At 43.1% G+C, this 16,215-nt stretch carries 14 protein-coding genes; 10 read left to right on the top strand and 4 right to left on the bottom strand.

Translation table 11 applies throughout. The features are described from left to right. Positions 1 to 40: 40 nt before the first annotated feature. The 4 genes from rpoH to ftsY form a co-directional block, all read right to left on the bottom strand. Positions 41 to 898, bottom strand: coding sequence for an RNA polymerase sigma factor RpoH (gene rpoH, locus F9Y84_RS09275; protein ID WP_125252099.1), 858 nt, complete (start codon positions 896 to 898; stop codon positions 41 to 43). A gap of 407 nt (positions 899 to 1,305) precedes the next feature. Then, entirely contained in the window at positions 1,306 to 2,292 is a 987-nt protein-coding gene (ftsX, locus tag F9Y84_RS09280; RefSeq protein WP_128731627.1) for a permease-like cell division protein FtsX, read from the bottom strand. Further along, positions 2,289 to 2,966 carry a cell division ATP-binding protein FtsE gene (ftsE, locus tag F9Y84_RS09285; RefSeq protein ID WP_125252101.1) on the bottom strand — a complete coding sequence of 226 codons (678 nt, stop codon included), beginning with the start codon at positions 2,964 to 2,966 and terminating at the stop codon, positions 2,289 to 2,291. Before ftsE ends, ftsX begins: the two co-directional genes overlap by 4 nt. Positions 2,967 to 3,077: 111 nt before the next feature. After that, on the bottom strand, positions 3,078 to 5,054 hold the full coding sequence (ftsY, locus tag F9Y84_RS09290; RefSeq protein ID WP_168756752.1) for a signal recognition particle-docking protein FtsY: 1,977 nt from the start codon (positions 5,052 to 5,054) through the stop codon (positions 3,078 to 3,080). A 262-nt stretch (positions 5,055 to 5,316) separates the two neighbouring features. On the opposite strand from ftsY, the gene rsmD reads away from it, so the two are divergent. The 10 genes from rsmD to F9Y84_RS09340 all read left to right on the top strand — a co-directional run bounded on the left by rsmD (position 5,317) and on the right by F9Y84_RS09340 (position 16,203). Beyond that, positions 5,317 to 5,901, top strand: a complete 585-nt coding sequence (rsmD, locus tag F9Y84_RS09295; RefSeq protein ID WP_125252103.1) for a 16S rRNA (guanine(966)-N(2))-methyltransferase RsmD — start codon at positions 5,317 to 5,319, stop codon at positions 5,899 to 5,901. 175 nt (positions 5,902 to 6,076) lie between these two features. Next, on the top strand, positions 6,077 to 6,292 hold the full coding sequence (gene rpsU / locus F9Y84_RS09300; protein ID WP_010362466.1) for a 30S ribosomal protein S21: 216 nt from the start codon (positions 6,077 to 6,079) through the stop codon (positions 6,290 to 6,292). Between the two features lie 20 nt (positions 6,293 to 6,312). After that, positions 6,313 to 6,759 (top strand): GatB/YqeY domain-containing protein, encoded by a 447-nt coding sequence (locus F9Y84_RS09305; RefSeq protein ID WP_125252104.1) that lies wholly within the window; start codon positions 6,313 to 6,315, stop codon positions 6,757 to 6,759. Positions 6,760 to 7,185: 426 nt separating this feature from the next. Beyond that, positions 7,186 to 8,925, top strand: coding sequence for a DNA primase (dnaG, locus tag F9Y84_RS09310; RefSeq protein ID WP_128731182.1), 1,740 nt, complete (start codon positions 7,186 to 7,188; stop codon positions 8,923 to 8,925). A 121-nt stretch (positions 8,926 to 9,046) separates the two neighbouring features. Continuing rightward, on the top strand, positions 9,047 to 10,897 hold the full coding sequence (rpoD, locus tag F9Y84_RS09315; protein WP_128731181.1) for an RNA polymerase sigma factor RpoD: 1,851 nt from the start codon (positions 9,047 to 9,049) through the stop codon (positions 10,895 to 10,897). A 74-nt stretch (positions 10,898 to 10,971) separates the two neighbouring features. Continuing rightward, the gene (gene prmA, locus F9Y84_RS09320; protein ID WP_125252107.1) at positions 10,972 to 11,844 is read left to right on the top strand and encodes a 50S ribosomal protein L11 methyltransferase; all 873 of its coding nucleotides are present in this window, start codon (positions 10,972 to 10,974) and stop codon (positions 11,842 to 11,844) included. A gap of 323 nt (positions 11,845 to 12,167) precedes the next feature. Next, entirely contained in the window at positions 12,168 to 13,133 is a 966-nt protein-coding gene (gene dusB, locus F9Y84_RS09325; RefSeq protein WP_125252108.1) for a tRNA dihydrouridine synthase DusB, read from the top strand. A gap of 44 nt (positions 13,134 to 13,177) precedes the next feature. Beyond that, entirely contained in the window at positions 13,178 to 13,468 is a 291-nt protein-coding gene (gene fis, locus F9Y84_RS09330; RefSeq protein ID WP_010374122.1) for a DNA-binding transcriptional regulator Fis, read from the top strand. Positions 13,469 to 13,679: 211 nt separating this feature from the next. Next, positions 13,680 to 15,266, top strand: coding sequence for a bifunctional phosphoribosylaminoimidazolecarboxamide formyltransferase/IMP cyclohydrolase (gene purH / locus F9Y84_RS09335; RefSeq protein ID WP_128731180.1), 1,587 nt, complete (start codon positions 13,680 to 13,682; stop codon positions 15,264 to 15,266). A 100-nt stretch (positions 15,267 to 15,366) separates the two neighbouring features. Then, entirely contained in the window at positions 15,367 to 16,203 is an 837-nt protein-coding gene (locus F9Y84_RS09340; RefSeq protein ID WP_128731179.1) for a class I SAM-dependent methyltransferase, read from the top strand. The last annotated feature ends 12 nt before the right edge of the window (positions 16,204 to 16,215 follow it).

Here is a 16,215-nt window from a genome sequence, read left to right on the forward strand (position 1 = left end):
AGCGGCATTTCACACACGATTTATCATAAGTTGCAAATAATTAGCTCATGGCACTTTGCAACTTTTTCATTGCTGATTTCTCTAACTGGCGCACACGCTCTGCTGAGACATTATATTTCTCAGCAAGCTCTTGTAGAGTTGCCTTTTCATCAGCAAGCCAACGCGCACTAACAATGTCTTGAGAACGCTCATCAAGCGTTTTCAGCGCCGCAAATAAGCGGTTATGTGATTGCTCTTGCCATTGCTCTTGCTCAACCTCTTCAGCAAGATCACTGCTGGTATCAGTTAGGTATTGCACTGGTGAAAAGCTGCTTGTCTGCCCTTCATCTTCATCAGCGGACAAGTCAAAGCCCATATCTTGGCCAGCCATGCGTGATTCCATTTCACGCACTTCCTTCTCACTTACACCAAGCTCATTAGCAACTGTCGTCACTTCATCTTGGTTAAACCAACCTAAACGCTTTTTATTTTTGCGTAGGTTAAAAAATAATTTACGCTGTGCTTTGGTAGTCGCAACTTTTACAATACGCCAGTTTTTTAGTACATATTCATGAATTTCAGCTTTAATCCAATGCACTGCAAAAGAAACTAGTCGCACACCTACACTTGGGTCAAATCGTTTTACCGCTTTCATTAATCCGATGTTACCTTCTTGGATTAAGTCTGCTTGAGGTAAGCCGTAGCCTGAATAACTTTTCGCAATATGTGCAACAAATCTCAAATGAGACATGATCAGTTGCTTAGCCGCGTTAAGATCCCCTTCCTCCTGAAGGCGTGTCGCAAGTTCTTTCTCTTCCTCAGCGCCAAGCATAGGTATTGTGCTAACCGATTGAAGGTAACCTTCAACGCTCGCGCTTTGTTGCCCAGTTAGTGCTAGTGCGTATAAATCTTTAGTCATTTTTCACCTCAGTGATAAACCGTTCGTGTATGTTTAGCACTCTAACATCTAGAGTGCTAAATGCAATCTACTTTATCTATGGTATAAAATCAACCTTTTTATACCTTCATCAAAAATAGAGAGTAACCATATGAATTAAATGAAAAATAAAAACAATGATTGATAAATATCAACGATATTATTTTTTTATGACAACGCTAAACTCATCATCTTTTTACGTTTAGCGCGTTAACTAACCTGAGCTTCAGGTTGTAAATGCCTCTCTAGCAGCTGGTTATACCAATTATCTAAATTAAGCTTGCTATTTTGAGGCGAGAAAACTTTGTCGATAACACCGCTTCCGCCTCCTGCTATTGCCAAAGTACCTACATTCACCTGGGCAAGGCAAAAATTTGGCTACATTAGTATTAGACCTTATCCGGCTCTATTTCTTTAATATAACGCTGTACAGAAAGAAAAGAGCCAATAAACCCTAGTGTGACTGCAGTGCCAAGTAATACTAAAAGTTCGTTACCTACCAGGCCTTGCAATACGAAGCTACTTTGATATACGCCCACCACCGCTGAAACAGCAGACTCTAACCACCACAGCATAAGGGCGACGCATATAAAAGCAACTAGCCCACCGACTATGCCATACCATACACCAGTCCAAAGAAACGGCGCCTGAATAAACGCATTGGTTGCGCCAACGAGCTTTAATACTTGTATTTCTTCTTTTTTATCCATAATGGATAATCGTATCGTATTACCAATAATTAAGATAACTGCACTAAGTAACAGGAAACCTACAGTAATAACACTTTCTTTTAGCAGTCCTAGTAGCGCATTAAGTCGCTCAAGCCATTCAATATCGAGCTTACCAAAGTCAACTTCACGTTCTTTTTCCAGCTTGGACAAAAGCTCAGCTGCGGCTTGCGGCTTTCGATATCGACTTACTGGCGTCACTAAAACAACATCGGGTAACGGATTTTCATCTAAATAATTAAGTGCTTGGCCAAAACCTGACATAGTTTTAAATTCTTCGAGTGCTTGATTTTTACTTACCAGCACGACTTTTTCTATCTCAGGGTAGAGTGCTAACCGTTTTACCAAGGTTTGCGTTTGTGCCTCGGACATCTCTTCTTTCACAAACAGCGAAATTTCTGATGCTTCTTTAAAACCACTACTTACTTGCTGAACATTTTTAACAACAACATAAAGGGTTGCTGGTAAAGTTAGGCTTAACCCAAGCACCAAAATAGTCATCAAAGAAGCCATCGGGGTACGCCACATTTCACCTAAGCTTTGCACCCCTTGACGAATGATCATTAAGCAAAAAAAGTAAAAATGGTGAAATATTGACTTTTTATCTTGTTCAATCTGATTTCCACGGCCTTTAAACAGCAAGCTCATAATAAATTCTCCGCTAGAGGATCTTGCAACATGCGTCCTTGATTCAGTGTAAAGCTGCGATACTTCATTCGGGCGATCAGGCCAAGGTCATGGGTCGCAATTAATACTGAGGTGCCATGATGGTTAAATTCCTCGAACAGGTTCAAGATTTCCATAGACAACTCAGGATCTAAGTTTCCAGTGGGTTCATCTGCGAGTAGTAACGGCGGCGAATTTACGATAGCTCTTGCAATCCCTACCCTTTGTTGCTCTCCTCCTGATAGAACACTTGGATGACATCTTAACTTGTCTAGCAAACCCACTTTGTCTAATGCAGCATGAACTCGTTTGGTGATCTGTTTATGATGTGTACCTTCGATAACTAATGGCAAAGCGACATTATCAAAAACACTATAACGTTCTAGTAGGCGATGGTTTTGAAAAATAATCCCGATGTCTCTGCGTACAAAAGGAACTTGCCTGTTAGTTACTGTGTTCAGATCTACACCGTTTATATAAACGTGTCCTGCCGATGGTCTTTCCATTACGCTAACCAGCTTCAACAATGTACTTTTACCAGCCCCACTGTGACCGGTTAAAAATGCAAGCTCTCCATTAGCTAGTTCAAAGCTCACCTTTTCAAGTGCTTTATGTCCACCGGGATAAGTTTTGCTAACTTGCTCAAATTTAATCATGCTGGCCTCTTATACTTATTATTGCCGTTGGCGCTCTGTCCTTGGCTATGGTAGCAATTAGGCAATCGACAAAGCGGGCAAATTTGCCCGCTTTATTATTGAACGCTTTACTTATTCTTGACTGAATAATGCCTCAATGAAGTCATCACTCTTGAAGGTACGTAAATCATCAATTCCCTCACCAACACCAATGTAGCGAATTGGTACTTTAAATTGATCTGCTACAGAGAAAATCACCCCACCTTTTGCAGTACCATCCAATTTAGTCAATGTGATCCCCGTCAGTCCAACTGCTTGATTAAATAGCTTAACCTGACTAATAGCATTCTGGCCTGTTCCAGCATCAATAGTAAGCATGACCTCGTGAGGTGCATCGGGATCTAATTTCTTCATTACCCGCGCTATTTTTTCAAGCTCCTGCATCAAATTATCTTTATTCTGGAGTCGACCTGCTGTATCAGCTATTAACACGTCAACATTTCGTGCTTTCGCAGCTTGGAATGCATCAAATACCACCGAAGCTGAATCTGCACCTGTGTGCTGTGCAATCACTGGAATGCTGTTTCTTTCGCCCCAGACTTGTAATTGCTCAACCGCAGCGGCACGGAAAGTATCACCCGCAGCTAACATAACCGACTTACCTTCACTTTGGAATTGCTTTGCAAGCTTACCAATTGTCGTTGTTTTACCAACGCCGTTAACACCTACCATTAAGATAACATAGGGTTTTTTGTCGGATGGGATTTCTAGCGGCTGTTCAGCCGTTTTTAGGATTTCCGACATTTCCTTTTTCATTAAGTCATACAGCGCTTCACCATCTTTGAGCTGCTTTCTATCTGCGGCGTCTGTTAGGTTATCGATTAGCTTCATGGTGGTTTCTACACCAATATCAGCCGTTAACAATTGAGTTTCAAGGTCTTCAAATAACTCATCATCAATCTTTTTACCTTTGAAGATTGAAGCGAAACCTGAGCCAATATTCGCTTTGGTTTTTAATAATCCCTTTTTAAGACGAGAGAAGAACCCTTCTTTTTTTGGCTTTTCTTGTGCTTGGCGCTCTGCCTCTGCTTGCTCAGCTGCTTCTTTAGCTTGTTGTGCCTGACGCTCTGCTTCTGCACGCTCAGCTGCTTCTTTAGCTTGTTGTGCCTGACGCTCTGCTTCTGCACGCTCAGCTGCTTCTTTAGCTAGTTGTGCCTGACGCTCTGCCTCTTCACGCTCAGCTGCTTCTTTAGCTAGTTGTGCTTGGCGCTCTGCCTCTTCACGTTCGGCTGCTTCTTTAGCCAGTTGGGCTTGGCGCTCTGCTTCTGCACGTTCGGCTGCTTCTTTAGCTAGTTGTGCTTGGCGCTCTGCCTCTGCACGCTCAGCTGCTTCTTTAGCTAGTTGTGCCTGACGCTCTGCTTCTGCACGTTCGGCTGCTTCTTTAGCCAGTTGTGCCTGACGCTCTGCTTCTGCACGCTCGGCTGCTTCTTTAGCCAGTTGTGCTTGGCGCTCTGCCTCTTCACGCTCAGCTGCTTCTTTAGCCAGTTGCGCTTGGCGCTCTGCTTCTGCACGCTCAGCTTGTTCTTTCACCAGTTGTGCTTGGCGCTCTGCTTCTTCACGCTCAGCTTGTTCTTTCAATAGTTGTGCCTGACGCTCTGCCTCTTCACGCTCAGCTTGCTCTTTCGCCAGTTGTGCTTGGCGCTCTGCTTCTGCACGCTCAGCTTGTTCTTTCACTAGTTGTGCCTGACGCTCTGCTTCTTCACGCTCAGCTTGCTCTTTCGCCAGTTGTGCTTGGCGCTCCGCCTCTTCACGCTCAGCGGCTTCTTTCGCCAGTTGTGCTTGGCGCTCTGCCTCTTCACGCTCAGCTGCTTCTTTGGCTAGTTGTGCCTCACGCTCTGCCTCTTCACGCTCAGCTTGTTCTTTCACTAGTTGTGCCTGGCGCTCTGCCTCTGCTCGCTCAGCGGCTTCTTTAGCCTGTTGGGCTTGGCGTTCAGCCTCTTCACGTTCTGCTTGCTCTTTGGCTAGTTGTGCCTCACGTTCTGCTTCTTGTTGCGCTTTATCGGATTTTCCAAAGCCTAACCAAGATAAAAACTTATTTTTTTTTCCCATATTCACTTACGACCGTGTTAGATAAATTGCATAAACCCAAAGCAAAGTGTCGATGATCTTGATACCATACTTGAAAATACCAACCTGCTTAGACTTATTGCTGCAAGTTGGATTGAATTCACACTTAATTTTGAGCTTGAAAGGCAAGCCGAGGTTGGCAACCTTAGTGCTTAGACAAAATTGTGAGCAAGTGTACCATGTTCCGTGAGGATGAAAAATCCTGATACCGTGAACCTTTAATAAAGAAGCAAATTACGTCGCTATGAGAAAATCTAAGCCCAAATCTAATCCTAAGCAATCAGGGTTCATTCGCTTAATTAGCGGAAAACACAAAGGTCGTAAATTACCTGTTCATGATGTAGAGGGACTGCGTCCAACCACCGACAGAATGAAAGAAACGGTATTTAATTGGCTTATGCAAGATGTTAGAGATGCCAAAGTGCTGGATTGTTTTGCAGGTGCAGGAAGCTTAGGCTTTGAAGCAATATCTCGGTTTGCAGCCCATGGAACATTTATTGAACTTGATAGAAAGGCAGCAACTCAACTTACAGCTAATTCGACCTTACTCAAGCTCGGTAATGTTGAAGTTATAAATCAAGATGCACTGACGGTGTTAGCGAACAATCCGCAACAACAGCAATATGATTTGGTGTTTATCGACCCCCCTTTTCGTAAAAACTTGGTCTCACCGTGCTGTGCATTGCTTGAATCAAGTCATTGGCTTAGTGAAGAAGCTTTAATTTATGTTGAGTTTGAGCAAGATGCGCAGCCAGATATTCCTTCTAACTGGAAAATAAAAAAGGAAAAGCAGGCAGGACAAGTGATTTGCCGCCTTTACCAACGATAAATTATCCGAAAAAACCTAGACCAGAGCGTCACATGACAGAGACTCTGTGTTTAGCTATAATTTAAGCTTTACATGCGGTCTTGCTTCAGATTACAATACCGCACCATTTTTGAACCAATTGGCTAGTTTTTAGCCAGATAGAGCTAAGCTCATTAATTAGGTAGGTGAATTTTTAATGCCAGTAATTAAAGTAAGAGAAAACGAGCCGTTTGACGTTGCACTACGTCGTTTCAAACGTTCATGTGAAAAAGCAGGTATCCTTTCTGAAGTTCGTCGTCGCGAGCACTATGAGAAGCCAACTGCTGAGCGTAAGCGTAAAAAAGCTGCAGCTGTTAAGCGTCACATGAAAAAGCTTTCTCGCGAAAACGCACGTCGCGTTAAATTATACTAATTAGTATTGGTCTTGTATCAATGAGCTTATTAGTTACGCTAAAAGACGCGCAAAAAGAAGCGATGAAAGCCAAAGACAAACTTCGTCTTGGCGCGATTCGTGCGGTACTTGCTGAAATTAAACAGCGAGAAATCGATAACCAAACGACACTAGATGATGCAGGAATAACTGCTGTTTTAGTTAAATTGGTAAAGCAGCGTCGCGATTCTTATACCCAGTACAAAGATGCAGGGCGTGAAGACTTAGCTGAAATCGAAGCTACTGAAATTAGCGTACTTGAGACTTTCCTTCCTAAACCACTTAGTGAAGATGAAATCATTGAGCTAATTGATGCCGTGATTGCACAAACTGGTGCAGCTGGTATGCAAGACATGGGCAAAGTTATGGGCGCTATCAAGGCAAAAGCTGAAGGTCGTGCTGACATGGGCAAAATGTCTGGTTTAATCAAACAGAGACTTACTGCCTAAGCCCACATACAAATGTATGATTGAAAGTGAACCGAGCCTTGTGCTCGGTTTCTTCGTTTTAGGCGTCACGCATATCAATGCAGCGCTGATAATACCAATTTTCTTAATTAAGTGGTCTATTTTGAGGCGAGGAAATCTTGTCGATAACTCCGCTACCGCGTCCTGCTATCGCTTTGGTACCTACATCCATATAGGCAAGGCAAAAATTTTGCTATTTAGTTGTTCTAAATGAGAAATTTTTAACGCGGTTAGCGTCAGATTTATTCCTTCAAATTGAGCAAGTATTAAGTCAAATTGCTATTACTCCTTCAAGTTGAGCAAGTCTTAAGTTTAATTGGTATAACATACCGCAATTGAATTAAGTTGATTTTTTATCGCCGCAACTTGATATAATAACCCAATCACTTGGTTAACTTCGGAACGTAGATGAAAGGTAAAATCCCTAGGCAGTTTATTGATGACTTACTAGCAAGGGCAGATATTGTCGAGCTAATAGACGGTCGTGTGGGATTGAAAAAAGCCGGAAAAGACTATCAAGCCTGCTGCCCTTTTCATAATGAAAAAACACCATCGTTCACGGTATCGCGAGATAAACAGTTTTATCACTGCTTCGGCTGTGGAGCTAACGGCAACGCAATTTCTTTTTTGATGGAGTATGACAAACTTGAGTTTGTAGACGCCATTGAAGAGCTTGCTGCGCTCTTAAATTTGGAAGTTCCAAGAGAAAATGCCCCACAAGGGCCGCAACGTTCAATGGCCGAAAAAAAGTCAGATTATGACTTAATGCTACAGGCTGCCAAATTTTATCAACACCAGCTCAAACACCATAAAAACGCCTCGCAGGTTATTGATTATGTGAAAGGCCGTGGTTTAAGTGGCGAAGTTGTACAAAAATTTATGATAGGTTACGCCCCACCTGAGTGGGAATCCTTGTGTAATCAAATTGCACGAAAACCAGAACATAAACAACAGCTGCTTGACCTTAAGCTGGCCTCTGAAAAATCCGCAGGCCGTCAGTTCGACTTTTTCCGTGATCGACTAATGTTTCCAATCCGCGACAAACGAGGCCGAGTTGTCGCATTTGGCGGCAGAATAATGGGAGCGGAACAAGGACCTAAGTATCTAAACTCCCCTGAGACCCGTATTTTTCATAAAAGCTTTGAGCTGTACGGCTTTTATGAAGCCAAGCAAGCACATAAACAATTAGACAAAGTATTGATTGTTGAAGGCTATATGGACGTCGTTGCATTAGCTGAAAAGGGCATTGACTATGCCGTCGCAGCGCTTGGCACAGCAACGACAGCCGAGCATATGCAAACCCTCTTTCGAAATACAGATAAAGTTATCTGTTGTTACGATGGTGACAGAGCTGGACGTGATGCGGCATGGCGAGCACTAGAGCATGCTTTACCTAACCTCAAAGATGGTAAATCACTCCAGTTTGTGTTTTTACCAGATGGTGAAGATCCTGATTCATTAGTTCAACAAGAGGGTAAAGAAGCATTTGAAGCACGATTAGATAAGGCAACTGATTATACACAAGTCTTATTTACCAAACTACGCGAGCAATGTGACTTAACAAATGATGCAGGCAAATCCAAATTACTCACAGATGCGATCCCACTGATAAATAAAATTCCCAGCGAGTACTACCAAGAAACACTATTGAATACCTTGGCGCGATTAATTGGCCGAACTCGAGAGCAACTCAGTGCAAAATTAGCGAATAACAAACATCAAAATAAGATTGAGCGACAATTTAAAGTAACGCCAATGCGAAGAGCCATAGGCCTTTTACTACAACACCCAAATCTGGCACAAAGTGTAGAATATATGCCTGAACTGGCGGAAATGTCGATCCCGGGTATTCAACTCTTACTCGGCCTACAATCTTTGTGTCATCAAAATCCAGCGATCAATACGGCTCAACTGCTTGAACATTACAGAGAGCAGTCAGAATTTGATGCTTTGAAAAAGCTTGCAGTTTGGCAGCATGGGGTTGCTGAAGATAGGTTAGCTGATGAATTTAAAAATACTTTTCAGTTTATTGAAGACCAGTGTTTAAATTATCGCCTTGAGACCCTATTTATCAAAGAGAAAACCGAAGGTTTGAGTAATGATGAACGACTCGAGTGTGCGCTATTAATGCAAGCGCTTAAACGGTAGAAGTTCTAGTCAATAGTAATTTTCGGTGCTATAATGTTCTATTCACTGCGTCATCAAAATTTAGCTGTTAATTAGCTGGCGCCTGTTGTATCAACTTTTCAGAGTGGAAGCAAATTTCTCTATGGATCAATCTCCTCAGTCACAACTCAAACTTCTGATTCAGAAAGGTAAAGAGCAAGGTTATTTAACTTTTGCAGAAGTTAACGATCATCTTCCACAAGACATCATAGACTCAGATCAAGTAGAAGATATCATCAGCATGATCAACGATATGGGTATTCAGGTCTCTGAAAATGCGCCTGATGCTGACGAGTTGATGATGCAAGAAACCACAACAGATGAGGATGCTGCTGAAGCAGCAGCTGCGGCACTAGCGACAGTAGAAAAAGAAATCGGCCGCACGACTGACCCTGTTCGTATGTATATGCGTGAAATGGGTACTGTTGAGCTTCTAACACGTGAAGGCGAGATCCAAATCGCCAAGCGTATTGAAGAAGGGATCAATCAGGTACAGATTTCTGTTGCAGAATACCCTGAAGCTATTACTTACCTTTTGGAGCAATGGGATAAATACGAAGCTGAAGAAATGCGCTTAAGCGACATTGTTTCTGGCTTTTTTGATCCTAATGCTATCGAAGAAGATGAAGCACCTATTTCAGCAACACACATCGGTTCAGAGCTAAGCGATGAAGACTTAGACGACGAAGACGATGATGTTGATGACGACGATGAAGACTCAGATGATGCAGATACAGGGCCAGATCCTGAAGAAGCACGTGAACATTTTGAGCATCTTCGTACACTTTACAATAATGCTCGTGAAATATTTGAAGGTAAAGGCCGTTCACATCCTGATGCACAAGCTGCAATTCAGGAGATTGGTGATCATTTCCGTACTTTCAAACTAGTTCCTAAGCAATTTGACCGCATGGTAAATAACATGCGTGACATGATGGATAAAGTACGTGTTCAAGAACGTATCATCATGAAACAAGCGGTTCAAATAGCAAAAGTACCAAAGAAAACATTCGTTAAGCATTTTGCTAACAATGAAACTGACACCGCTTGGATTGATGCGGAAATCGCATCCGGAGAAAAGCACTCAGCAAAATTAGCTGAAGTGAAGCCAGAAATCGAGCGTTGTGTAAATAAGTTAAAGGTGTTTGAAGAAAGCACTGGATTAAGCATAGAGCGTATTAAAGATATCAACCGCCGCATGAGTATTGGTGAGGCCAAAGCCCGTCGTGCCAAGAAAGAAATGGTTGAAGCAAACTTGCGTCTTGTAATTTCAATCGCGAAAAAGTATACCAACCGTGGTTTACAATTCTTGGATTTGATCCAAGAGGGTAACATTGGTCTAATGAAAGCGGTTGATAAGTTCGAATACCGTCGTGGTTATAAGTTTTCAACTTATGCAACTTGGTGGATACGTCAGGCCATTACGCGCTCTATCGCGGATCAGGCTAGAACAATCCGTATCCCAGTGCATATGATTGAAACCATCAATAAGCTGAATCGTATTTCACGTCAAATGCTCCAGGAAATGGGTCGTGAACCTAGTCCTGAAGAATTGGCGGAACGTATGGTAATGCCTGAAGATAAGATCCGTAAAGTACTGAAGATCGCAAAAGAGCCTATCTCAATGGAAACACCAATTGGTGATGATGAAGATTCGCATCTTGGTGACTTTATCGAAGATACCACCATTGAATCACCGATTGATTCGGCGACAATGGAAAGTCTTCGTGGTGCAACCAACGAGGTACTTGCGGGACTAACAGCACGTGAAGCAAAAGTACTGCGTATGCGTTTCGGTATTGATATGAACACCGACCACACATTAGAAGAAGTAGGTAAACAGTTTGACGTAACCCGTGAGCGTATTCGTCAGATTGAAGCAAAAGCACTTCGTAAGCTTCGCCACCCTTCTCGTTCTGATCTATTAAAGAGCTTCCTAGACGTTAAAGGCTAAGAAGTAGCAAATAAGATTAAGGCCGCTATCAAGCGGCCTTTTTTATACTAATTGGATTAAATAGGTATACAAACATGGCTTGGATCCAAATTCGAATTTATGCCGATAAGGCCGACGCTGATGCCCTAAGCGATATGCTAATGGATATTGGCTGCCCTTCTGTGACATTTATGGATAGTAAAAATAACCCGGTTTATGAGCCAAAACCAGGTGAGGTAATTTTATGGCCAGAAACAACCGTCATTGGGCTATTTGAAGCCAACCATGATATGCAGGCTGTCGTCGATTACCTGCAATCACAACACGATAAGCCACTAAATTATAAACTTGAGCAGCTAGAAGACAAAGACTGGGAACGTGAATGGATGGATAACTTCCACCCTATTAAGTTTGGTGAAAGATTATGGATTTGCCCTAGTTGGCGCGACATACCTGATCCTAGCGCTGTAAATGTACTACTAGATCCTGGTCTTGCATTTGGTACAGGGACACATGCCACCACCGCACTTTGCCTCAAGTGGCTCGAACAACAAGATCTCAGCGGTAAAACCGTCGTCGATTTTGGCTGCGGCTCAGGCATTTTAGGCATTGCAGCGATAAAACTTGGCGCAGAGCGCGTGATTGGTATTGATATAGACCCTCAAGCTCTGGTTGCGAGTCGTGAAAATGCAAAGCGCAATGGTGTAGAAGAGCAACTGGAAGTCTACTTACCAGAAAACCAGCCTGATTTTAGTGCTGATATTGTAGTCGCTAACATTCTTGCACAGCCTTTAAGAGAGCTCCATGAGATTATTCTTGGCTTCTTAGGCAATGAAGGCGCGATTGCCATGTCTGGTATTTTAGAGGAGCAAGCTCAGTCTGTGGCAGATGTATACGCCCCCTTTATCCACTTAGATGACATTGCTCAAGAAGGAGAATGGACTCGAGTTAGTGGGGTTAAAAAGTAACAAGGTAAGAACTGGCTTACGTTAGCTAAGTCAACACCGCTTACCTGCACACTCTCTGTTCATAAAGTTAGTAACTTTTAACTGCTAAAGCCTGTAATTAACAGGCTTTACTCATTTTTTACAGCTTATTATTTAAACTCATATTAGAGTAAAAATTGTTTTTAGGTTAAATTTCAGCCGATTTTTCCTAACTCTCAGCTTGTTATCAAAAGTCAACCCATAAAGTTCAAAAAAAAAGCAATTATGTTCAATTTATAACCTTTGATTTTTGCAAAAAAAACCGTAAACTTAGCGCCCCTTGAGGAAAGGCGGATTAAACTGTAGTGCGTATTGGTCCATACCAACTTGAAAACAATCTTATCGTAGCACCCATGGCGGGCATCACTGACAGACCGTTCAGACAACTGTGTCGGCGTCTAGGTGCAGGACTTGCGGTATCTGAAATGTTGTCTTCAAATCCTAAAGTGTGGAAAACCGATAAATCGCAAAATCGCATGGATCACAGTGGTGAATCTGGCATTCGCTCGGTGCAAATCGCAGGAGCGGATCCAGAGCTGATGGCGCAAGCAGCACAATTTAATGTCGCCAATGGTGCGCAGATCATAGATATAAATATGGGCTGCCCCGCAAAAAAAGTGAACAAAAAGCTTGCAGGCTCAGCGCTATTGCAACACCCCAAGCTGGTAGATGAAATCATCTCTGCGGTGGTGGCTGCCGTAAAGGTTCCCGTGTCGTTAAAAATCCGTACAGGGTGGGACACAGACAACCGTAACGGCGTTGAGATTGCTCGCATCGCTGAACGTCGTGGCATTGCTTCGCTAGCAGTACATGGTCGCACAAGAGCATGTATGTATAAGGGCGATGCAGAATACGCTACGATCAGAGAAATTAAACGTTCAGTATCAATCCCTGTGGTTGCCAATGGTGATATCACGTCACCAGAGAAAGCGAAACAGGTACTGGAATACACGGGTGCAGATGCCATTATGATTGGTCGAGCCGCCCAAGGTCGTCCTTGGATTTTCCGAGAGATAGACCACTATTTGAAAACCGGTGAACACTTGCCCGAGCCTGAAATAGCAGAGGTTCGAGCAATTTTGATGGAACACTTAGTTAACCTCCATCAGTTCTATGGTGAACCAATGGGAGCGCGCATCGCACGCAAACATGTATCTTGGTATTTGCAAGCCCATGACCAAGAAGGTCAATTTAGGCGAGTATTCAATGCTCTTGAAGCGCCTGAGGCGCAAATCGAGGCATTAGAAGACTATTTTGAAACATTAGGGTAAATATATTTTTTGCCCTGCAAGCTAACTAAGAAAGAGACATAACGATGTTCGAACAAAATGTGACTTCTCCATTTATTACTAACGCTCATGTTCAGTCACAAGAGAAACCGCAACCTTTGCGCGATGCAGTTAAAAAAGCTGTACATCACTACCTAAAGCAGCTTAATGGTCAAGACGTACAAGACGTTTATGAGTTAGTTCTTTCTGAGCTTGAAGCACCTCTACTTGAAGAGGTTATGACTTATACTCGTGGTAACCAGACTCGTGCAGCGATCCTTTTAGGTATCAACCGTGGCACACTTCGCAAGAAGCTAAAAAAATACGGCATGAACTAAGCACTGCTAGTAAAATTTAGTTGATAAAAAAGCACCTTTTGGTGCTTTTTTATTGTATAAAATTCAGCAGCTAGCGGACATTTATCCTTTGCATGTCGCACTTTTCTCATCTTTAACTCGCCTTTTAACATCGTCATCTTAACAATAATGCGCTAAAATACCGGCTTTCTAAGCTAGCCCTTAACTAATCATTGAGGAAACCTGAACCATCATGGATATACATCGTCCAATTCGTCGCGCCCTTCTAAGCGTGTCAGATAAAACCGGTATCGTTGAATTCGCAGCAGCTTTAGAAGCTCAAGGCGTGGAAATTCTATCAACTGGCGGTACTTGCAAACTACTTGCAGAAAATGGCATTAAAGTAACAGAAGTATCTGATTACACAGGCCACCCAGAGATCATGGATGGTCGCGTGAAAACGCTTCACCCCAAAGTGCATGGCGGTATTCTCGGACGTCGCGGTCAAGATGAAGACATAATGACCGAAAACAATATCTCAGCAATCGATATGGTAGTAGTCAACTTATACCCCTTCGCACAAACTGTTGCTAAAGCTGACTGTAGCCTAGAAGATGCAATCGAAAACATAGATATTGGTGGCCCGACTATGGTTCGCGCTGCAGCTAAGAACCACAAAGACGTGACCATTGTTGTCAATGCGAGTGACTATGGCCGAATCATTGAAGAAATGAAGGCTAACACAGGCTCTACAACATACAAGACGCGTTTTGACCTTGCTATTGCCGCCTATGAGCATACCGCCCAGTATGACGGTATGATTGCAAACTACTTCGGCAAAATGGTTCCTGATTATACTGAGGAAGCCTCTGAAGAGACTAAGTTCCCACGTACTATCAATATGCAGTTCACGAAGAAACAAGATATGCGCTACGGTGAAAACTCTCACCAAGATGCCGCTTTCTATGTTGAGAACAATATCGAAGAAGCATCTGTAGCAACCGCTAAGCAGCTGCAAGGTAAGGCACTATCTTACAATAATATCGCAGATACCGATGCCGCACTTGAGTGTGTGAAAGAGTTTGATAAACCAGCTTGTGTTATCGTAAAACATGCAAATCCTTGTGGCGTTGCTGTAGATGAGACAATCTTGGCAGCCTATGACCGCGCCTTTAAAACCGACCCAACCTCTGCTTTCGGTGGCATCATCGCATTCAACCGTGAGTTGGATGGTGACACAGCAGAAGCGATTGTTGCTCGTCAATTTGTTGAAGTAATTATTGCCCCGAGTATTTCAGAAGAAGCAGCGCAAATTGTTGCTGCAAAGAAAAATGTTCGCCTGCTTGAATGCGGCCAATGGTCTACTAAGACCACAGGCACTGACATCAAACGTGTTAATGGTGGTATCTTAGTACAAGATCGTGATCAAGGCATGGTTGGCTTGGAAGACCTGAAGGTAGTTTCAAAACGCCAACCGACCGAACAAGAGCTAAAAGATCTATTATTCTGCTGGAAAGTCGCTAAGTTTGTTAAGTCAAATGCGATTGTTTATGCCCGTGACGGTATGACAATCGGTGTAGGTGCAGGTCAAATGAGTCGCGTTTACTCAGCTAAGATAGCTGGGATCAAAGCCGCAGATGAGAACTTAGAAGTACCAGGTTCAGTGATGGCATCTGATGCTTTTTTCCCATTCCGCGATGGTATAGACGCCGCCGCAGCTGCGGGTATTACCGCAGTTATCCAACCGGGTGGCTCTATGCGTGACGAAGAAGTGATAGCCGCCGCAGATGAAGCGGGAATGGCCATGGTATTCACCGGAATGCGCCACTTCCGCCATTAATCAATAAAGCGCGAAACTGATGAGTTTCGCGCTTTTTGTTTCAGCTAATTTCCAGTATTCTGGCTACAGCATGATCATAACAGAATGAAGGAAACTAACGATGAATCTAAGTATGAAACCTCTTATCGCTGCTGCCGTGTTTACGACTCTTGTAGGCTGTAACGCGACAGAATCAAACTCAAACCAAGCAGTACCAAGCGCAATTGCAACAGCCGTTGCCAACGACAATCGTGCAGAGAAAAACACAGCTCGCGATCAATATAGAAACCCAAGTGAAACGCTTGCTTTTTTTGGTATTGAACCTGCTATGACTGTGGTAGAGATTGCCCCAGGCGGTGGTTGGTATAGCGAAATCTTAGCACCTCTTGTTCAAGGCAAAGGCACATACTACGCAGCGCATTTCCCTGCTGATTCAGATGTTGGTTACTATCAACGTTCATTAAAAAGCTACCAAGAAAAAGTGGCAACCAACCCAGATTACAGTGAAGTTAAGATCACCGAGTTTGCACCAATTACACATAGTAATATTGCACCAGCAGGCAGCGCCGATGTGGTACTAACCTTCCGTAATGTCCATAACTGGTACATGGGTAAAGGTGATGAAGGTGTGCTTAGCGCATTCAATGCTTTTAACAAAGCCCTGAAACCTGGTGGTATTTTAGGTGTAGTTGAACACCGTCTACCAGAGCACCGTGATACTGAAGACCAAAAGTCTTCTGGTTACATGAAGCAAAGTTATGTTATCGATATAGCCAAAAAGGCTGGATTTGAGCTGATTGCAAGTAGTGAAATTAACGCAAACCCATTGGATAGTGCAAACCATCCTAAAGGGGTATGGACGCTACCTCCACGCTTGGCGCTTGGTGATGAGAAAGCCGCGCAATATAAAGCGATTGGAGAAAGCGACCGCATGACCTTAAAATTCAAAAAGCTTTAATAGGAAAATTTC

This window comes from Pseudoalteromonas peptidolytica (genome assembly GCF_012641745.1).
GTDB lineage: Bacteria > Pseudomonadota > Gammaproteobacteria > Enterobacterales > Alteromonadaceae > Pseudoalteromonas > Pseudoalteromonas peptidolytica.